General features: G+C 45.0%; 11 protein-coding genes and 3 pseudogenes. 7 read left to right on the top strand and 7 right to left on the bottom strand.

Annotated elements, in window-relative coordinates; all coding sequences use genetic code 11:
• The first annotated feature begins 249 nt into the window (after positions 1-249).
• Entirely contained in the window at positions 250-7,629 is a 7,380-nt protein-coding gene (locus D082_RS16570) for a choice-of-anchor Q domain-containing protein (RefSeq protein ID WP_040122998.1), read from the top strand.
• A gap of 110 nt (positions 7,630-7,739) precedes the next feature.
• On the opposite strand, the pseudogene D082_RS19490 reads toward D082_RS16570, so the two are convergent.
• Positions 7,740-7,880, bottom strand: a pseudogene (locus D082_RS19490) (Tn3 family transposase); the annotation flags it as partial.
• Between the two features lie 2,201 nt (positions 7,881-10,081).
• On the opposite strand from D082_RS19490, the gene D082_RS16585 reads away from it, so the two are divergent.
• Entirely contained in the window at positions 10,082-11,119 is a 1,038-nt protein-coding gene (locus tag D082_RS16585; protein WP_028946719.1) for a hypothetical protein, read from the top strand.
• A gap of 54 nt (positions 11,120-11,173) precedes the next feature.
• Here the strand turns inward: D082_RS16585 and D082_RS16590 are convergent, their stop codons facing one another.
• From D082_RS16590 to D082_RS16600, 3 genes are all read right to left on the bottom strand, one after another.
• On the bottom strand, positions 11,174-11,527 hold the full coding sequence (locus D082_RS16590; RefSeq protein WP_028946718.1) for a hypothetical protein: 354 nt from the start codon (positions 11,525-11,527) through the stop codon (positions 11,174-11,176).
• Between the two features lie 541 nt (positions 11,528-12,068).
• Positions 12,069-13,730, bottom strand: coding sequence for an alpha-keto acid decarboxylase family protein (locus D082_RS16595; RefSeq protein WP_028946717.1), 1,662 nt, complete (start codon positions 13,728-13,730; stop codon positions 12,069-12,071).
• 85 nt (positions 13,731-13,815) lie between these two features.
• Positions 13,816-14,010: a hypothetical protein gene (locus D082_RS16600; protein ID WP_238546925.1), complete on the bottom strand. Its 195-nt coding sequence runs from the start codon at positions 14,008-14,010 to the stop codon at positions 13,816-13,818.
• 108 nt (positions 14,011-14,118) lie between these two features.
• Between D082_RS16600 and D082_RS18670 the strand changes: the two genes are divergently transcribed.
• A complete protein-coding gene (locus tag D082_RS18670) occupies positions 14,119-14,292 on the top strand; it encodes a hypothetical protein (protein ID WP_158506529.1) in 174 nt (57 codons plus the stop codon).
• Positions 14,293-14,416: 124 nt separating this feature from the next.
• Here D082_RS18670 and D082_RS16605 read toward each other — a convergent pair whose 3' ends face one another.
• A complete protein-coding gene (locus tag D082_RS16605) occupies positions 14,417-15,241 on the bottom strand; it encodes a sensor domain-containing diguanylate cyclase (RefSeq protein WP_255356957.1) in 825 nt (274 codons plus the stop codon).
• An 82-nt stretch (positions 15,242-15,323) separates the two neighbouring features.
• Here D082_RS16605 and D082_RS19370 point away from each other — a divergent pair.
• Positions 15,324-16,171 (top strand): annotated as a pseudogene (locus D082_RS19370) (IS630 family transposase).
• Between the two features lie 618 nt (positions 16,172-16,789).
• Here D082_RS19370 and D082_RS19495 read toward each other — a convergent pair.
• Together D082_RS19495 and D082_RS16630 are read right to left on the bottom strand one after the other, a co-directional pair.
• Positions 16,790-17,158, bottom strand: a pseudogene (locus tag D082_RS19495) (Rpn family recombination-promoting nuclease/putative transposase); the annotation flags it as partial.
• 309 nt (positions 17,159-17,467) lie between these two features.
• Complete coding sequence (locus D082_RS16630; RefSeq protein WP_144428771.1) at positions 17,468-17,809, bottom strand: helix-turn-helix transcriptional regulator; 342 nt, start codon at positions 17,807-17,809, stop codon at positions 17,468-17,470.
• Between the two features lie 451 nt (positions 17,810-18,260).
• On the opposite strand from D082_RS16630, the gene D082_RS16635 reads away from it, so the two are divergent.
• Genes D082_RS16635 through D082_RS19500 form a run of 3 tightly spaced genes read left to right on the top strand, consistent with a single transcriptional unit; the run spans position 18,261 to position 20,788 of the window.
• Positions 18,261-19,751: a hypothetical protein gene (locus D082_RS16635; protein ID WP_028948654.1), complete on the top strand. Its 1,491-nt coding sequence runs from the start codon at positions 18,261-18,263 to the stop codon at positions 19,749-19,751.
• Entirely contained in the window at positions 19,681-20,526 is an 846-nt protein-coding gene (locus D082_RS17935) for a DNA cytosine methyltransferase (protein ID WP_081857715.1), read from the top strand. The genes D082_RS16635 and D082_RS17935 overlap by 71 nt, the downstream gene beginning before the upstream one ends.
• On the top strand, positions 20,483-20,788 hold the full coding sequence (locus tag D082_RS19500; RefSeq protein WP_369796154.1) for a hypothetical protein: 306 nt from the start codon (positions 20,483-20,485) through the stop codon (positions 20,786-20,788). Before D082_RS17935 ends, D082_RS19500 begins: the two co-directional genes overlap by 44 nt.
• Positions 20,789-21,237 lie beyond the last annotated feature (449 nt).

The raw sequence follows: 21,237 nt of genomic DNA on the forward strand, positions 1-21,237 counted from the left end.
GGGTTGCAGAGATATGGGCAAGTATAGTTAATTCCAGTACTAGTGGAAATTTCTTATGTTTCCTATAATTGTTATCTAGCTATCATAAGAAATTCTGCACTATCGGTGCGAATTTTTTAAAGATGAGGCTATGATTACTAAGGGTTTAATCGGTAAGGTCATTTAAGTGAAAGCATAAATATTTCTACTGACAAGTTTTTTATTTCATGTCTGCATTGTGAACAACCAGCATTAGCACTCTTGGCATTTATGAATCTCTCTGTTGCTCTCGGTCTAGTTTACGAGCAGTTAAATGCTGTCGCCCAGTCCCCGGACTATTGGACAATTCTCAATACTGCTTTTGGCGATCGCCACGATCCGGATCGAGCGACCCAGCTTCAGCGCCAGTGGCAAGAGGAGGACTTCGGCGATTTACCGTCAGTTCAAGTTCTTAGCGCTGATGTTTTAAGTTTTGCGAGGGGCGCCTACGCCGTTAGTAACAATACGATCTATCTGGCGGATTCTTTTCTCGCCACTGCGTCGCTGGAGGCGTTAAACGCCGTTCTGTTGGAAGAAATTGGGCACTATGTGGACAGGTTGATTAATGCCGAGGATAGTCCGGGAGACGAGGGAGAAATTTTCGCGGCGCTGGTGTTGGGCGTTGAACTGAGCGAGCTGGACTTAGAAAGCCTCAAGGCTCAACCTGATCAATTCACGATTTGGGTAGCCGGGGAACCAGTTGCTGTGGAAGCGGCGACTTTTACCGTTACCAATACGAACGATAACGGCGCTGGGAGTCTCCGTCAGGCCATCATCGACGCCAACGCCAACGCTGGGGCTGATACCATTACTTTTACTGGCTCAGTCTTCACCGATGGAACGCCCGACAAGATTACCTTGATCTCTGGTGAGCTAAAGATTACGGATAGTGTGACGATTCAAGGCCTGGGCGCCAATTTATTAACGATTAGCGGCAACAACGCCAGTCGAGTCTTCTTGATTGACGACGGTAATGAGAGCAAACTCGCTCAGGTGATGTTGAACTCTCTTACTATCACCGGCGGAAATAATTACTATGGAGGAGGGATTTTTAACCAAGAAAATCTGAGCCTTAGTAACATTACCCTCACTGATAACTCTGCCTTCCGAGGGGGCGGGATTTACAACAACGGGACAGCGACGATCGCCAACAGTACCCTCAATGGCAACTCTGCTGACGAAAGCGGCGGCGGGATTTTTAACAAAGAAAATCTTAGCCTCAGTAACAATACTATCAGTGGTAACTCTGCCGCCTTCGGCGGCGGGATTTTCAACGACGAAGGTGGAACAGCGACAATCGCTAACAGTACTATCAGTGGTAACTTTGCCAGCTTCGGCGGCGGGATTTACAACAATGGTGTAGCAACAACTTCTCTAACCAGTGTCATTGTCGCCAACAACACAGCAAGTAATAATGGCAATGATCTTTTACGAAGTTCAGGTTCAGGAACGATCAATGCGATCAATAGCTTGATTGAGAATAACGCTGACCGAATCAATGGAACTAAGAGCAACAACATTACGGGACAAGATCCCCTGCTAGGGCCGTTACAAAATAACGGCGGCCCCACCCAAACCCTTGCGCTGTTACCCGGCTCTCCCGCCATAAACGCTGGCAGTAATCCCAATAACTTAACCACCGACCAACGGGGCGCAGCTCGTTCCCAAGGCGCGGGAGTGGACATCGGCGCCTTTGAATTTTTTAGTGAGTTGGTGGTGGATACCCTGGTAGATGAAAACGACGGGAACTTTTTGGCGGGGGATCTATCTCTGCGGGAGGCCCTAGCTCTGATTGTCGACGGCGGGACAATTACCTTCGCCAATAGTCTGACCGGGGGAACGATTACCCTGAATGGCACAGAACTATTAATTAATAGGTCCCTAACCATTAATGGAGACATTAACGGCGACAACCGCGCCGATATTACCATCAGCGGCAACAACAACAGTCGAGTTTTCTTGATTGACGACAGCAACGGAAGCAACCTCGCTCAGGTGACGCTGAACTCTCTTACTATCACCGGCGGAAATAGCGGAAATAATTACTATGGAGGAGGGATTTTTAACCAAGAAAATCTGAGCCTCAGTAACATTACCCTCACTGGCAACTCTGCCCTCATCGGCGGCGGGATTTTCAACGACGACGGTGGAATAGCGACAGTCGCCAACAGTACTATCAGTGACAACTCTGCTACCTTAATCGGCGGCGGGATTTTCAACGAAGACGGTGGAACAGCGACAGTCGCCAACAGTACCATCAGTGGCAACTCTGCCAACTTAGGCGGCGGGGTTTTCAACGACAAGAGTGGAACAGCGACAGTCACCAACAGTACCATTAGTGGCAACTCTGCCGAGTTGGGCGGCGGGATTCACAACATTGGGACAGCGACGGTCGCCAACAGCACCATCAGTGGCAACTCTGCTAATTTCCAAGGCGGCGGGATTTTCAACAGCAACAGTGGAACAGCAACGGTCGCCAACAGTACTATCAGTGGCAACTCTGCTACCTCCCAAGGCGGCGGGATTTTCAACCGTGGGACAACTTCTCTAACCAGCGTCATTGTCGCCAACAACACAGCAAGTAATGGAAATGATCTTTTACGAAGTTTAGGAACGATCAATGCGACCAAGAGCCTGATTGAGGAGGATGTTAATCCTAGTCTCGGTGAAGAAAAAACTATCAATGGAACGGATATCGATAACATCATCGGTGAAGACCCCCTGCTAGGGTCGTTACAAAATAACGGCGGCCCCACCCAAACCCTTGCGCTGTTACCCGGCTCTCCCGCCATTGATGCCGGCAGTAATCCCAATAATTTAACCACCGACCAACGGGGCGCGGCTCGTTCCCAGGGCGCGGGAGTAGACATCGGCGCTTTTGAGCTAGAAAGCCCAGCACAGACGGTAATTACAGTGGACAGCGCCGGTAATTTGGTGATTACTGACCAAGTCGATACAGACGACACCTTAACCCTTTCCTCCAACGGAACTTTTCTAACTATTACCGACGCGAGCGGCAAAGTGATTAGGACGGCGATCGCCGGAGCCACAGGTAATGGAACCAATACCGTCGCCATCCCCCTCAGCAGTTTCTCTGGCAGTATCCTGACCAATACCCTCGGCGGCGATGACACCCTGACCGTAGATTTTTCCGGGGGAGCAAATCCGATTCCCACAGGGGGATTAACCTTTAATGGCGGCACCCAAACAACCTCTGCCAACGGCGATAAGTTAGTTTTGACAGGTGGCAGTTTTACTAATACTACTTATAACTACACCAACGAAAACAACGGCAGTATTAATTTGGATGGGAAGGTCATTACCTACACCGGCTTAGAACCGATCACCGCTAGTGTGACAGCGACCAACGTCATCCTCAATTACAGCGCAACGGCTGAAACCATTACCCTCACCGGCGCCAGTGCCACCCAAACCACCGTTGACTCCACCGCCGGAGAAATCACCACCTTTAACAATCCTTCCCAGTCTTTAACTATCAATGGAGGAGCAACAGGTGCCAACACTTTCAATCTCAACGGTATTAGCTCTGGTTTTGTCGGAGATCTAATCCTGAATGGCAGTGGCGATACCAATGGCGATACGGTCAATATTAACGTCAATCCCCACAGTAATCGGTTTAATATTACTAACATCCAAAATATCAATGTCGCTGGCACTGCCAATATTACAACCAATGATACGGGCGAAAATGGGGATGTAAACTGGACCACCGGACAAGCCATCAACTTAATCAGTGGTTCGAGTTTAAATACCACCCAGGGAAATATCAAGCTCACAGCCAAAGGCGAAATCACGGGGATTGATTACCGGGGTATTGTCGTTGACAATGGCCAAATCACATCGAGTCAAGGCGCGATCGAACTCAGTGGCACCGCCAACGGCGCTAGTAGCGAAAGGTATGGTGTTCATGTCGTCAATGGCGGGCAAGTAATTTCTGCTGATAGCGCGACAATTACCATCACAGGTCAAGGTTCGTTATCCGGTACGGGCACGGGGAACTACGGGATTCGCATTGAGGGAACGAATAGCAAAATTACTTCTGTGAATGGGACGATTGACATTGAAGGTAAGGGAGGAACAGGAAACGGTTTTAATAGTGGCATTTTGCTCTCCGGTGGAGGAGAAATCACTAGCGCAACAGGTGCGATCGCTCTCAAAGGTACAGCCGATAGTCAAGGTGGAACCAGTATTGGTATTGCCGTCGTTTCAGAAGCAAAAGTAACCAATACCGTGAATGGCACAATTGTTCTGATCGGACAAGGTTCAAAAAGTGGGACAGGAAATGGAAATGATGGTGTTCGCGTAGAGAATACTAATAGTCAAGTAACCGCTCAAGACGGTTCAATTTCCATTACGGGTACAGGGGGAAGTAATCGAAGTGAGAATTTGGGAGTTCGTATCACTGGCGGAGGGCAAGTCAAATCGATAGGAAACGCCACTATTGATATCACTGGCCAAGGTAGCGGAAATGGTGTGGACACCAATTATGGAGTACAAGTCACGGGGGCAAGTAGTTCTATCACATCTAATGACGGTGACATTACGATCACAGGTACGGGAGGAGGTACAGGCGGGAATAATCGTGGTGTTTCGGTAGAAGGGGGCGGCACGATTTCCTCTACAGGAACAGAAGCCAATGCCGCCCAAATTAATATCACAGGTCAAGGCTCGACTACCGCTTCCGGCACTAGCAATTACGGCGTTCTCCTTCAAAGCGCCGGCAGTCGGATCACCTCCGCGGATGGCGCCATTAACGTCACCGGGACCGGCGGCTCCGGCACAAATAATAACACCGGCGTTTTATTGTTTGGTGGCGGAGAAATTACTTCAACGGGAACCGGAGCGACTGCCGCCACCATTACCATTCAAGGTACGGGTGGCAGTGGCGCCAACAGCGATGGCATCAGGCTGGAAAACGCAGGCTCCAAAATTCAGAGCGATAGCGGCGCGATTAACCTGAATGGAACAGCCAGCGGCGCTAACTTTGGCATTAATTTGCTGAGCGGCACGGTAATTACCAGCGCCACGGGTAACATCAACTTATTGTCCAGCGCCATTAATCTTGCGGATACCGCCAGCCTTACTACCGCGGGCAATGTCTTGATCAACCATGATGACGACGCAACCGTCGGCGCAACTACCATTGGTGCGACCATCAACGTCACAGCAACTAAGCTCTACCTAAACGACACTATCAACATTGACTACAACTCAGTCCTTAGTCGTTTTGATACTATTGATCTTACTGGCGAGGTAGATCTAGCTGGTTCAAACCTCAATCTCGACCTCACCAACTTTGTCCCCGCTTTTAACGGTTTTTATACTCTGATTGACAATGACGGTAGCGACGCCGTCACGGGAATCTTCGCCGGGTTAGCAGAAGGGGCGATCGTCAGCACCCAGAGCACCTACAATCTCCTCATCACCTACAAGGGCGACGCTGCCAACCCTTCCTTAGCCAATATCGGCACAGGAAACGATGTCCAAATTTATGTGAATCAAGCCCCCACCGCCGTTAGCGTTCCCAATGCCAACCTAGCGGAAAATACTGACACCACTAATCCGGTGAAAGTAGCAGATATTATCATCACCGATGATGCTTTAGGCACCAACAACCTCAGCCTGTCCGGTGCCGATGCGGCGCTGTTTGAAATTATCGGTACTGAATTGTTTATCAAAGCAGGCACCAATCTGAATTCTGAAACCCAAAGTAGTTTTTCTGTCACCGTGGAAGTGGATGATCCCGCTATTGGTACAACTCCCGATGCGACGGTGGTGTTCAATCTGAGCCTCCAAGATGTCAATGAGTTACCAACTATTGCCCTTGATAACCAGGTCAACACCTTGGAGGAAAATACTGACACCACTAATCCGGTGAAAGTAGCAGATATTATCATCACCGATGATGCTTTAGGCACCAACAACCTCAGCCTGTCCGGTGCCGATGCGGCGCTGTTTGAAATTATCGGTACTGAATTGTTTATCAAAGCAGGCACCAATCTGGATTCTGAAACCCAAAGTAGTTTTTCTGTCACCGTGGAAGTGGATGATCCCGCTATTGGTACAACTCCCGATGCGACGGTGGTGTTCAATCTGAGCCTCCAAGATGTCAATGAGTTACCAACTATTGCCCTTGATAACCAGGTCAACACCTTGGAGGAAAATACTGACACCACTAATCCGGTGAAAGTAGCAGATATTATCATCACCGATGATGCTTTAGGCACCAACAACCTCAGCCTGTCCGGTGCCGATGCGGCGCTGTTTGAAATTATCGGTACTGAATTGTTTATCAAAGCAGGCACCAATCTGGATTCTGAAACCCAAAGTAGTTTTTCTGTCACCGTGGAAGTGGATGATCCCGCTATTGGTACAACTCCCGATGCGACGGTGGTGTTCAATCTGAGCCTCCAAGATGTCAATGAGTTACCAACTATTGCCCTTGATAACCAGGTCAACACCTTGGAGGAAAATACTGACACCACTAATCCGGTGAAAGTAGCAGACATTATCATCACCGATGATGCTTTAGGCACCAACAACCTCAGCCTGTCCGGTGCTGATGCGGCGCTGTTTGAAATTATCGGTACTGAATTGTTTATCAAAGCAGGCACCAATCTGAATTCTGAAACCCAAAGTAGTTTTGCTGTCACCGTGGAAGTGGATGATCCCGCTATTGGTACAACTCCCGATGCGACGGTGGTGTTCAATCTGAGCCTCCAAGATGTCAATGAGTTACCAACTATTGCCCTTGATAACCAGGTCAACACCTTGGAGGAAAATACTGACACCACTAATCCGGTGAAAGTAGCAGATATTATCATCACCGATGATGCTTTAGGCACCAACAACCTCAGCCTGTCCGGTGCCGATGCGGCGCTGTTTGAAATTATCGGTACTGAATTGTTTATCAAAGCAGGCACCAATCTGGATTCTGAAACCCAAAGTAGTTTTGCTGTCACTGTGGAAGTGGATGATCCGGCTATTGGTTCTATTTTTGAAGACTCCATTAACTTCTCCCTCACCCTCACAAATATCAACGAGATTGATGGCAATAATGCCGCTAATTTGCTTTTTGGAACTCGAAAAAATGAATTAATTCGAGGTTTTGGCGGTAATGATATCCTTTTCGGTAATGGCGGGAATGACACACTAAATGGTGGTCAAGGTCATGACTATCTTGATGGAGGTATTGGCAACGATATCCTCAATGGCGGAGAAGGCAATGATATTCTCATCGGAGGCTTTGGTGATGATGTACTGATGGGAGGAGGGGGAGCAGATAAACTAAGTGGTGGATTTGGCAATGATCAGTTTCTCTACAAAGCCTTAAACGAAGCGGCAGACGTAATCCTTGATTTCAATCGAAGCCAAGATCAGTTAGTTTTAACCGAGTTATTTAAAGATCTTGGTTACACCCGTGGAAATCCCGTTGCCGATGGTTATTTACGCTTCAATCGCGCAGGATTGAGTACACAGGTGCAAATTGACTCAGATGGTAGTCAGACTGCCTTCAACTACACTACCCTGACTACCCTGATTGGAGTCTTGCCTTCTGGTCTCATTGTAGGAAGCAATGTGGTTATCTAAACTTCTTTAGGAAGAAATGGTGTTAATTGGGGTCACCACAGAAAAGGGAAAAGTCGTAGGCTAAGCAAGATTTGGCAATAAGAAAGCCTATAAATAAAAAGTTTTAGCATTTAGCCAGGCTTCCAAATATAGTCACCAGTAAGGCCAATATGCTCCCAACCGAGGGGGGAAAGATATTGCAATAAATGGGGAGGGATGGATTGTCCAGAGTCTTCAAGAAACTGGAGAGCCTTTTGCAAATAGACAGTATTCAATTGGAAACGTCCTTATAGTCAATCAAAGTAAGCTTGAGACGGCTAAGGTCTTTACCAAAGAGGCTTTTAGCTCCGGTCAGTGTCTTACTTTCAATTAAATCAACTATAAATGACACAACCATTGATTTGAATCCCTTTTTATTGCTCTATTTTCCTTAGCGTACGTTTTTTTCCCTTTTCTGTTGTGACCCCTTGAAGAGTTTTAGGCAAGCCTTTGAAGAATAAGATGGCGTTGCCAAACAACATCCCACGGGGTTAGCTAGCGGAGCGGCAGGGAAAACTCACTACTTCAACACCAAAGGAAAAACCCTAGACCTTGCTTGTGGAGAACTCTATGATGGTTGTCCCTTGTATGCCGCCTAGAGCTTATTCATAATGGCGATCGCCAGAAGTTGTTGTTGGTTACTGATGGGCAGGAAAGTCCGACCGGCTAAAGCCCATCTTTCTGTGGGGTCTATATTTGATGGCACCGTGGATTACCACCGTGCATTAAGAATGTTGTAAACGATCGCCAACAAAGCTGGAGTTTGGACTAATGGCAATGCAGAACGCCCTTGGGATTGGAGAAAGCAGAATAATTAGGGGTTGGATTGGCGATGGGTCAACACTAGATTCACTAGGAAATTTTCCGGCGATCACGGCTAAATGGAGTGATATCCCGAAAGTCTCGACATATCGTTACTTAAAGAGTGTTATACGTAAAATTTTCGTATAATCAATAGTTAGGCGAGCGCTCGCGCCCCGTTAGCGTGCAACGAGAAATAGAACAAATGCCAAATCTCCTATTCGAGGCCTTAGCAAGTGAAATTGACGAGACGTACGCAAAACTAGGTCATTCATTAGGGTGGAGGTTTCTTACCTCGCCAAAGAGGACTCTCTCTAAGGAGACAGATTATATTTTTCTTACAATTAATCCCGCTGGAAACAAAATTACCCACGCCGATAGCAGAGAAAGCTGTGAAAACGGCTCTCCTTACCTATATGAAAGATGGAAAAATTCAGCCCCTGGGAAATCCCCGCTGCAAGTTCAAATACAATTACTATTTATGGAATTAGAATGGGAGTTCGATAGTGTTCTGAGCGGACAGCTTGTGCCTTTTCGTTCCCCGTCTTGGAATGATTTACCTCATCAGAAACAGTCGCTAAATTTTGGCATTAGTATCTGGGCCAGGATAATCGCACATGTACAACCTAAGATGATAGTTGCTGTAGGTAAAACTCAACTGAGAGAGCCGATTTGTAAAATGTTGGGTTCACCAATTTTGAGCAGTGAGGAGCTAGTCGGCTGGGGAAGCATTTCTGCTGGTTTGGATATATTTGATAGCTGTTCACTAGTCACTCTTCCACATCTATCGAGGTTTCAGATTATGGGGCGTGATAAAAGTAAAGAGCCAATCAGAAAACTGATTCAGACAGCCAGGGCGAAGGGTAATGTCTCAAGGCTCTGAGTAGTAACGGAACAGGAATGCACTCTAAGGATTTTTAGGCGGGTTAAGCCGACGAATTTAATAGTGTGTAATTTTTAAGACTTGACAGCAGGCAGGCAGGAGTTAAGATGTATAGAAACTTGTACTCAAGGGCCTCTTAATGGTCAACCACTGTAAAAATTTTCTGCTAGTCGGCTACCTTTTGACCTGTTCGTGGCCTGCGATGGCTCAGCAGGCACCTTCACCCAGTAGATGCACCGAATACCGGGACGGGCGAGCCGTAAAAACATACAAATGTCTGGTTGGTCGAGACTCTTCTGGCTCAGTTAATTTTATTGAATGGGAGTATGGAACAGCTTCCACAAGCCTTGGGGGATGGGTACGTGTATCTGGTTCTTGTTTTGCCGCAAGTGAAGATAGAAAATCGCGGATATGTGCAAATTAGTATATCGTCAGACTTTCTTCTAACGATTGTCAGCTCTCTTTATTCAGGGAGTGAACAGAAAAAGTCTTACTTGTGTGGCGAGTATGAACTAGACTTAAAAGCCTTGCTGTGATTGGATTTCAGGCTTGGCGTGCATTTTGGTTCCATTACTACTCAAACCCCTATTCAGATAAAATTTACTAGGGGTTTAATGACGATCACCAGTTAAATGGACTCAAACAAAGAAGTTGACCGTCAATGAATCTAGCTGGGTGAAAACCTTATCTGCCATTAGCCCGGCTAAGCTACATCAATTAGTTCAGAAACCTAACCTCGAAGAAACTAAAATGACGACCCAAGCTCTCACTGCTGAATTTGCTATTGAACAACTAAAAATACTTTGCCAAGATGGAGATGTTTCCGATACTTTTTCAGATTTTGAAAAAAGTAGCGATGATGAAGACCAAGGCGTAAATGAGGATGATATAAGCAAATTTGTCGGGATTCTTGCCAAATCAAATTGGGAATCAGAGGAAGAGTTTTTCAAATTCTACAAATTCGTAGGTTATGAACTCTTTACTACAGCTTCAGACCCTGAATTATCTGATCCATCTGGAGATAAAACTCTTATTCGTACATCTCCCCATGACATTCAATTTAGCCCCTATACCCTTACTTCCATTGGTGGCTATTTTGACCTTTACGCCAGGGCTCGTGAATTTTTAAAACAAGATCAACAAAATGGACAATATGCGTATGAAGAAGTCGAAATACCTCCTCAATGTGATGCTGAGTCCGAAGATATAACTGTAATAGATTTGATTCCTGGTGCCACAGCTTACATTTATGATCACGGATCATATTTATCAGGTCACAGTTCCCTATTTGATAAACTTCAAGTTCAGTTTTGGTGCGACCTTATTTACTTTTTAGGTGCTGGTTACGTAGAAAGTTCCTATAATTATGATGATACATTTCCAAAAAGGGATATAGCACTATGCCTAGACAATGGTGTGGTTTTGGAGCACTTATTTTATCGTAATGAAGAGACTAATAATGATACCTATATCTACAGTCAAGATTGCATTGATCATCTTTGTACAAACCAATCAACCACAAGTCAAATACTAAAAACAATTACATTAGCCGCCACCCATAATTATGAAAAATTAGCCGCTGAATTGGAAGAAGAAGAGATTTGGCATGGTTCTGAAGATTCCTTTGAGAAATTTCGTGAATACATAATGGAAGATCTTGATTGGGATACAGAAGAAATACTTGAAGCAGTCAAATCCCATCCTAATTGCACTGATGAAATTTTAGAAATTATTGACGAATATGAAGCAGAAAATTCTGACGATGATGGAGAAGAAGAAGACCTATGACAATTAATGTTTAAAAAACCTCGAAAAATCACCTAAGTTAGACTATGTTTGCTTTTACAGTAAGCCATAGTGTTGCTGCCACTTGCGCTCCAAATCATTGATATCTTCGTTATCCTGCACATTGCAGAGAAATGAAAGTTTTATCGCGTGATTGTTTTTAATAGCCTCTGCCATTTTTCGATGGATTTCACGAAAATCATCAGGCTTACTTTTGCGGTATGGGCGCTTCTGCAAGATCTTATTAACATTACGGCTATAGTGCGTACGCGGTCTATCTGCTCCCTGAGAAGCTTCACCTACATACCTGTACAACACTTGTTCATTTTGTTCATTCAGATTGATGATCTCCCACAAATATATGAGGGCCCTGGTGGGATCTACATCCCCTTTGACCTCTATAAATTCCATTTCAAAACTAGGATAGGGATTAATTACCTATCAAGTTAAACATTATCAGCATCAATAACGCCACCCAACAGGGCTAAAACTTGGACTATGGCTTCCCCAATAATGTGGACTGAAGATATGACAAACTAATACTAAAGTTTTTTAAATCAATCCCCTGCCAGAAAGTAAAACAGATATGATTCCCGGCACTTTATGGTCGTCGTCCCTCCCTTTTTTTACTGCCTCCCCACCCCCCCGCCGGACGAAAGCTAACTATTAAGGCCCAGAGTCACTGACTGGCGGCCCCCCGAGTGGGGGCAAGATAGCAAGAGATAAGCCTGAAAGTTGATATTCCCCCAATCCAGAGGGTTTGCCAGTATGGCGGCGGGGAAAAATCATTGCTCAACACCGAAGGAACAACCCTAAACTTTGCTTGCGGGGAACTCTATGGCGTGACCCCTATTTGCTCAAACGGGGTTACAAAGCCCAGATCAACGGTGGCTAAGGGGCTTGTGCCGAAACCGCTTCTCAAGGAATTAGAATTATTACTAATTATTCTGTTTTAATGACTATTCATAGATTTCAAAGCCGCCCCCAATCGTTTTAACCCCTGGGAACAATCAAAGCGATCTAGATGGACTTCAATAAAAATTGGGGAAGAGAGATGGTGACAGGCTTTTTCTAGGGCTGTTTCCAACTCAGTTTCCGTGCGGACTTCACAACTCCAACAGTCGCCAAACACCTGGGGTAATTGATGATATTTCCACGGTTGTAGGTCGTTGTAAACATTGTCTTGAATGACTCGTTCAATGGTGTAGCCATCGTTATTTATCAGGAAAATAATCGGGTGTAACCGGTGGCGAATAATGGTGGATAATTCCTGGGCCGTCATCTGGAAGGCCCCGTCCCCCACAATGGCGATCGCCCGTCGATCCGTGGCGGCCAAGCTGGCCCCTAAACAAGCGGGAATGGAATAGCCAATGGAAAGGTAGAAGGCTTGGCCAATAAATTCGGCGGCCTGGGGCATGATCAAATCCATCGTAGCCACAATGGCATCCCCCGTATCAGAAATGACTAATTGGGGATCTGTCATCTCCGTTAAAAAATGATTGAGTCGTTTGTAAAAATAGGCATTGGTTAATTTTTGCTCGGCAGTGGGAGCGAGGGGTTCTGACAATAAAGAAGCGGCAGGGATAATGTCTAAATTCTGGCGGGGGGAGTTATGCCACTGTTGACAAAGTTCGTCCAAAAAATCCCCTAAATAAACTGGTTGATAATAGTGATGTTTAATTTTGACTTTTTCAGAATTGGCATTAATTAAGCGTTGTTCTTCGAGTTTGGCGGTGTAAACCCCTAAATTCATGTCGGACATAATCGCCCCTAAACAAAGCACACAATCTGCTTTTTCTACGGTTTCATGGACGGCTTGACGACTCAGAGCGCCAACATAGGTGCCGATAAATTGGGAATGGGTTTCGGCAATACAGGATTTACCCAATAACGTAGTAGCGATGGGAAAACCCGTAATTTCTAGGAGTTTTAATAATTTATCTTCGAGGTCAAAACGATGAAATTCCACCCCGGCTAAAATCACAGGGGACTTGGCCTGACTTAATAGGGCGATCGCCTCTTGAACGGCTTCAGCGCAGGCATCGACATCAGTTAACGTTTCAGCGAACGCTGGGGGAGCAGCAGAAACTGGACAGGGTTGCTGGGCAATATCCGTGGGAATTTCAATGTAAACGGGACGACGATAATGGGCGCAGGCTGCCAGGGCTTGATCGATTTGTTGGGCGGCTTGGTTCACATCATTGATTACCACTGCCATCACCGTGGCTTTCTCTAGAATTTTGTACTGTAAATTCAAATCCCCCGTCGTATGGTGCAACATCAGATGGGAGCGACGATTGGCCCGACTCGGAGCACCACTAATCACCACCAACGGCACCCGTTCAGCGTAGGCCCCCACTACGGCATTGATCAAACTAAACGCCCCGACGCCATAGGTTACACACACTGCCCCCATGCCCCGTACTCGGCCATAGGCATCCGCCGCATAACCCGCATTCAACTCATTACAGGTGCAGACTAATTCCACAGGACTATTAATCAATTCATCCATCAGCCCCAGCACATAATCCCCCGGCACCCCAAAGATATGGCTGACATTAAAGGCCCGCAGGCGATCGCCGAGATAGAAACCCACTGTCATTGTTGTGTCCATTGTTTACCTCTAGGGTAGGGACTTATTTCTTACTGTACTCAGCTTTGGGGGAATTGCAGGGAAAAATGTTTACCGGGGGAATCCTTTAGCCAATAAAAGTCCGTAGCCATTCCTGGGAGGATAATTCAACTAATAAATCCCCTGGGCCGTCTTTGCCCCACGCTTGAAATTGTTCCGACTGAATCACATAAACGTTTTGCTGATTACTAATGATTTTCAGGGGTGATCTCAAAACTGGCAACATTAATAATAAATGATCCTCTTTATCGGTAAATTGCACCACTGTTGTACCCAAATCGCCGAAATTGCCTAAACGAATGGCATTTAAGAGGTCTGACCCCTATAGGCTGGGGAAATAACGATCACCAAAAGTATTTATTGGTTACTGATGGGACGGAAAGTACGACCGGCTAAAGCCCGCCTTTTTGTGGGGTCTATATTTGATGACACCGTGGATTACCACCGTGCATTGGATGTATGGCGATCGCCAAGTTTTACTAGGAGTTTAACGACTATGGCTGTTCAGGGAATGCTTTCCTTCCAAAGTGAGCGGATCTTTTAGATAGACTATGATTTACCACCATTTTCCTTACTCCCCATTCTCCCCAGATAGTCTCAGATAATCTGGCCTTAAGCTGATTGATGATAGCAGGTCGCTACAGATAAATTCATTCAAGAATAATCCATTAATCAATCAAACAAATTTGATTACGTCCTTGAGCTTTTGCTTGATAAAAAGCTTGATCTGCTTCACCGATTAGCTTAATCGGAAACTCACCATAATTGGGAACGATAGAACAAATTCCTATACTTAGTGTGATATGCGAAGCAACAGTGGAAGCCTGATGAGGAATAGCTACTTTATTAACCTGTTCCATAATGGTTCTTGCAATACAATAAGCGCCTTTCCCGCTAGTTAATGGCAGAATAATAGCAAACTCTTCTCCTCCGTACCGAGCAACTAAATCTCCTGGACGATGAACTATAGATAGCAATAACTCTGCAACATTTTTTAATGCCATATCTCCTGTATAGTGACCATAGTGATCGTTATACAATTTGAAGCAATCAATATCAATCATAATTAGAGCAATAGGAGTTTGTTCACGCTCTGCTCGACGCCACTCTTTCATTAATGTTTCGTCAAAATATCGTCGGTTAAATATTCCTGTTAGCCCATCTATTATGGATATTTCTCTTAATTTTTTGTTAGCACTTCTAAGATTATTTTCCAAAATTTTTTGCTGAGTAATATTGGTTAATGAACCAATAGAACCCAAGCAATTTTCATTTTTATCAAAGAGAAAAATACATCTTGCTAATACAAAAATAACGGTTTGATCACGATGAAGAAATCTATATTCTTCTTCCCAAAATGAGTGAGTCTGAAAGGCATTTTGCCAAGATTGCATCATTCTTTCTAAATCATCTGGATAAATTCGATTAATCCAGCCATGCCCTAAACACTCTTCCAGAGTGATGTCTAATAAATATTCAGTATAGGGATTAATATATAGCCAACTGAAATAAGAGTGGGGCGGACGGTATGTATAATGCTATATTATGAATAATGACTAAACTAATAAGCAACTTATGGCATACGATCTTGATTTACGACTAAGAGTAATAGGTTTTCTAGAAGAAGGGAATGGTGTAACGAAGGCATCAAAAATATTTAGGGTAGGTAGAGAGACAATTTATAGATGGTTAAGCCGGGAAAATCTGGAACCAACGAAGGTAAAGAACCGGCGTCGGAAGATAGATATAAAAGAGCTGGAGAAAGATGTGATGGAAAATCCAGATATGCCGATGAAAGAGAGAGCAAAGAAATTCGGTGTAACTCCTAGCGCACTGTCATATAGATTTAAAGAAATGGGAATTACGAGAAAAAAAAACAGTTACTATATAAACAAAGAGATGAAGAAAAAAGAGCAGAATATCAAAAAATCCTGAAAGAGCTAATTCTAATTTATGGGGTTGCAAGCCTTGTATTCATAGATGAGGCTGGTTTTGAGGAGTTTGCCTCTTCAGTGTACGGATGGTCAAAAAGAGGAGAAAGAGTATATGGGGAAAGGCAAGGAAAAAGAGGAAAGAAAGAAAACCTTGTAGCAGGTAGAAGAAAGAATAAAAAAGATTTAATAGCACCGATGCTATTTAGTGGAAGTTTAAACGCCGAAGGTTTTGAAGGATGGCTTGAATTATACCTGATACCTGCATTAACAATTCCATCGGTATTAATTATGGATAATGCGCCTATTCATAGAAAGAGTAGGATTAGAAAAATAGTAGAAGAGGCAGGACATACAGTTTTGTTTTTACCTACCTACTCACCAGATCTTAATGACATAGAGCATGATTTTAGTGCATTGAAAAGAGCAAGAATATACGCCTCTCCAGGTGTAAGCATAGATGAAATTATTCGTAACTACTGTGCAGCATAGTGCCCCATAGTTATTTTAACTAGCTATAAATACAATAACCATCTACGTCATTACGATAAATACCAACGGGAATATGGTCTAAGAGATTTACCGAAGTGGCAGAATCAGTGACAGTCTTATCAGCAATTAATTTCAGTATATCCACCGCTATCACAACTTTGAACTATTTAGATAATCTAGGATATTCTATTTCATAAGTGATATATTATACCCACCGTTCATTCTGCACTTCCAAATTTTATCAATTTCCAGGTTTTAGGCACAAGGAAACCGGTCAAATGATCAATGCTATCTTGACTCCCTCCTACTTATCTTTGTCAGTGGTTTCTCTGGCAATCGTCAAATATTAAGCAGGACTTAGAAATCTCCTAAGATCCACTTAATACGTCAAACCCTTGATCTGTATGGTTCCCGGCACTTTATAGTCGTCGTCCCTCCCTTTTTTACTGCCTCCCCACCCCCCCGCCGGACGAAGGTTAATCATCAATACCCAAAGCCACTGACCGGCGGCCCCCCGAGTGGGGCAAGAAGGCAAAAACTGGATAAATTACTAGAGGTTGGTTGGCGATCGCCAAAAGATAAGTCAAGGCATATTTTGGCCAATGGCCATTTCAACCCTTAATTGTTCTGGTTAGCAACGCATTTATTAACCAGTTCAACGTCAATGTCTAACTCCTTGGCAATTTCAGTAATGGTCAAGCCTAATTTTTTTAATAGGGGTACGGTTTCCAGTTTGCCCTTGAGTAAGCCTCGTTGTTCCCCTTCCCGTAAGATTTCTTGATAGACTGCGGATTTTTTCATAATTTCACTCCTTAAAATTGTTCTAATAAACTCAGGGGCCAGCAGAATTCCCCAAAAAACCGAGGTTGCAGCCATCAGATTTGCCTTAACTCAATTATCCTCAATCTGATCTAGTACAGTCGCCACTTCCCTCAATTTTAATGCGGGGTCAGAGGTCTGCGTCAATACTGCTAGGGGCAACAGCCCTGCTAGCAATCAGGCGACATAGTCTTCGGAAAATGATTCAGCGAGGAATTTGCAGAGATTGTCGAACATACCCAAATTTTACTGGCGATCGCCTCTCCAATGCAGAAGTCATGGCCCTAAGAAAATGTTGCGCCAAGTTTGGTCTGGGCCGTGACCTGTGGAGGAAGGATAAACCCCAGCCCCTCAAGATGGGAGAACGGCAAGAACCAGAGAAACAGACAGTTTTGGCCCCAGGCACTATCTCACGGGAAGAATGACTCAAGAAAAAGGCACAGACTTAGATAAAATGCGCGATTAGAAAAAATTATCCTAGCCGACTTCCAAATATCTTTGAGGACTATGAGTCTGGATACGTTGGCCAATAGCAAACATTAAAGCCGCCAACTGAGAAGAATCCAAATTTCTAACCAAAAGCTCAGGAGATAAGGCTCCAAAGGATAAAGACGCATAAAAATCATCGGCAAACCCTGGCGACAAGCGGTCAGCCGCATCAATCAGTTCGTTGAGACTGTCAATGGAAGGAGAGACTTTACGGTTCAAGACCTCTGAAATGTTCTGGGGGGTTCTCCCTGCTTCAGCCGCCAAAAACTTCCCCTTTATCCCATGGGCATGCAGTTTGGCACGAAACACCTCTATAAAGTCTCTCTTCATTACTTTAATTAACTTTATTTCTGAACTAATGGTGCTAGAATTAACCCGAAAGATTAATAGGCAAGCTCCAATCCCAATGTAACACATAGAAGAGGATCGTTATGCTCCAGAAATTAGTCCATGAGTGACATTGACCGAATTTATGAGTTTTCGTATACCAAAGCACGTTCTTGTCCTGGCTGTTCAGTTAAACAGTATCTAATTTATTTAGCATAGGTTTACCTTAAGCCTTTATACCTGCAACTAGACATTTTCAGAACTTAATTGCACAAATCAGATCAGCGTCTTATCTCCGTAAATCCACGCAAATAGACCTCAAACTTGCCAAAAACGGCGCAATGCTGAAAACCAAATTGCAATTTAGTAACTTACTTCCCCAATTTTTATCCTTTACAAAAATAAAAAAGGCGGAGGGCCTTGAGCACCCAACGCCCCAAAAAAATCTTTAAATATGACTCAATTCTACAAGCTAACCAGCCAAACCATCGATCAGTTAATCGCCGCCGATTTACCAAAGTCCGCCCACAAGCTCTGGCTATGGGTTTGCCGCCTTGACCCCTTTGGGAACCGCCAGGTGCAGATCACTTGGGAAAGGGCCAACGAAGCCCTGAGTATCAGCAAGACCACTTTCTACCGTGCCCTAGGTCAATTAATTAATTCAGGTTTACTAATTAGCCAGAAGATAATCGGCTTTTGCGTTAGTCCCAAAAATGGGACTCAAGACCCAAACTTGGAAATCGAGTCCCAAAATTGCAATCCCCAGTTCCAAAAATGGGACTCCTCCTTATATAAAGAATTTAAGATTCTCTCAGAAAGACCAGACTACAAGAGCGAGGAAAAAGAAAAAATTCCAGATCCAGAAATCAATACAAATGGACGATGTAATGGAATTAAGCCAAAAATCCCAGAAAAACTAGCTACGGCAGAAGTTAACCAAAACTCATCTGTAAAACCTGTAGGTCAAGGAGAAGAAAAATATTCCGCCGCCCGCCGTACTAAAAAGCGCACGAAGAAGAACCAAGACTTTGATTGGCTTCCTGATGGCCCCTGGAGTATTGAGGGCAAGCTAGACCCCAATTTCCGGGATTGGTTGGCGAAGAACTGGCAGAAGCGTTATGGCGGAGACTTCCACGACAGACAGGCAGATGTGTTGGCCCATTTCAGGAAAGACCCCGCTAATTTGCCCATTCGCTGGGAGCAATATCAGAAGGAGTTTGTCCATCGGGTAGAAAATACCCAAATGCGCCTCGCCAATGGCTGTCAAATCCCTGAAGACCAGCAACGGAACCTAATTACCCATCAACGGGCTGTGACGGCGGTTCTACCCCCAGAAATGAATCCTGTGGCTGTGGTGGAACCCACAATTGCACCAGTGCTTCCCCCAAGGGCAGAAGAAGTTACTAGGGGTTTGGAAGTTGTTGAACCTGTGGCGGAATTATCCCCTGGTAAAGATTTTGAAGAAGCTGAGCTGGCCACCACGGAAATCATCCCCCCAGATTGTGAACCTTCTCCCTGGGAAAGTGACTGCTCCACCGAGGAACCCCAAGAAGTGACTGGGGATGTGTTTGTGTCAGCGGTGAGTGTTGAAACCCTTAGTAAAAATTCTCAAACGGAATCTGCCCCTCCTGAAAATTCTTCCCCGGCCTCTGAATACACCATCCTTCCCGACGGCACTCGCTTAAAAGTTTTCCAACGCCAGCAAAAATCCGAGCCTGTAGCCCCAGAACAAGCCAAAGCATTCAAGCAAATGGTGCAGGGTTTGCTCAAGGGTTTTGGTAGTAAGCGAGAAGTTTGCCCCAAGCCCCAGTCTGAATTGGAACGACTCAATCAATGGCTCTACGACCCCATCCTACGAGAGGAAGCGATTAATTATGCTCGGCGATCGCCAAATTACAAATATTGCTCCGAAACTGACCAAATCATTCACTGCGAGGAGTTCTAGCCATGGAAAGCTTAAACACCTCGACCTATTTGCCGGATGTGGTGGATTCACCCTCGCCGCAGAACAAACCGGAGGAAAAATACAAACAACTCAGTTTGTTGAAATCGACCCCGACTGTCATACCGTCCTCCAATACCACTGGCCCCATATCCCCATCCACGCCGACATCAGGGACTATTACCCAAGCCCAGGGCAATTTGACCTTGTTACCGCTGGTTTCCCCTGCACCGGCACCAGTAGCGCAGGAACCAAAACAGGCCTCCACCATCCTGAATCAGCCCTCTTTCGGGAAGTGTTACGCATCGTTGCCCAGTGCCATCCCCCATTTGTCGTCATTGAGCAACCCCTGGGAGTTATCCATCGAGGCCTTAGAGCAATCCTTGGCGGACTCCGAATGGTTGGTTATCAAAGCGAAGTTGAAATTATCTCGGCGGCGGAGCTGGGAGCGGGGCACCGCAGGGAAAGATTGTTTGTTGTTTCCTACCCCCACGGCCTGTTTGGGCACCTACCGCCAAGCTGGGTCGAACAAGTTGGAGCAATGGTTCAGGAGCAACGGGTTAATTCCCAATGGCTCACAGTTAAGTGCAACCGCCTATGCCCTGATTCAGGGTTATCCTTCTCACTGGTTTCAGGCCTTGGCTCCCAATCCTGCATTGTCCCCACCGGAACCCCCGGCAGAATTAAAGCCCGCAAACTGGCCGGCAGAACTGTTACCCCAGGACAAGCCAGTATTGCCATCAACCGAATCCTCTACCTCCATTCCCTTATCCCCTAGTAAAAATTCTGAGCAGAAGTCAAAACGGCGATCTCGGGGCCAAGGTAGCGGTTACATCCAATTGCACTATTGCGAAAAACAGACCTCAAGGGGCAAAAAATCCTATGAGCAGTACTATTACCACTATGAGCTGGAAATAAAGGGGAAACGGGTTAAACGCTCTGCCTATATTCCCGAGGATAAGCTTGATGTGGTGCAGGAATGGGATAGGAAAAAATTGAATGTAACCTTTATCCTGCAATATCTTGGCAAGACTGTCTAGTTAGTAATAGACACTATAAGTTCAAGTTAATGTCTAGCGGCTGATGGACGGTGTAAAGTCACCGCTAGGCAACTCTATTTTTCCCGACATGTACTATTACCTATAGCTCCCCTAATCACTACCGATGACAGCTCACTTTTTGAGAAAGTATGAACTAATAAAATGATCCTCTTTGATAATCTGGTCTGCGTTAGGAAACAAACCCCCAGTAATTTTTGTGAAACTGTCTAGTTCGATGTCTATTAAGCACTTGATAGTGTCCGCCATATTTCTTTTTTTACTGTCTAGTCAGCATGAGACAGTTCACTATCAAATTTTTCAAACCTTTACTAAATAAGGCTTTAAAGTATCTAGTCAACAATGGACATTGTAAATTGGCTGAATATTTTTGATGTCTAGTAGTGGCTGGACAGTGGTAAATCTCAAGACTGTGGCTCCAAACCCCTAGT

The sequence above is a fragment of the Synechocystis sp. PCC 6714 genome (genome assembly GCF_000478825.2).
Lineage (GTDB): Bacteria > Cyanobacteriota > Cyanobacteriia > Cyanobacteriales > Microcystaceae > Synechocystis.

Excerpts from the sequence above, each read along its gene's own strand:
- D082_RS16570 (WP_040122998.1), top strand. The coding sequence starts at position 250 with ATGAATCTCTCTGTTGCTCTCGGTCTAGTTTACGAGCAGTTAAATGCT.
- D082_RS16585 (WP_028946719.1), top strand. The coding sequence starts at position 10,082 with ATGACGACCCAAGCTCTCACTGCTGAATTTGCTATTGAACAACTAAAA.
- D082_RS16590 (WP_028946718.1), bottom strand. The coding sequence starts at position 11,527 with ATGGAATTTATAGAGGTCAAAGGGGATGTAGATCCCACCAGGGCCCTC.
- D082_RS16595 (WP_028946717.1), bottom strand. The coding sequence starts at position 13,730 with ATGGACACAACAATGACAGTGGGTTTCTATCTCGGCGATCGCCTGCGG.
- D082_RS18670 (WP_158506529.1), top strand. The coding sequence starts at position 14,119 with ATGGGACGGAAAGTACGACCGGCTAAAGCCCGCCTTTTTGTGGGGTCT.
- D082_RS16630 (WP_144428771.1), bottom strand. The coding sequence starts at position 17,809 with ATGAAGAGAGACTTTATAGAGGTGTTTCGTGCCAAACTGCATGCCCAT.
- D082_RS16635 (WP_028948654.1), top strand. The coding sequence starts at position 18,261 with ATGACTCAATTCTACAAGCTAACCAGCCAAACCATCGATCAGTTAATC.
- D082_RS17935 (WP_081857715.1), top strand. The coding sequence starts at position 19,681 with ATGCTCGGCGATCGCCAAATTACAAATATTGCTCCGAAACTGACCAAA.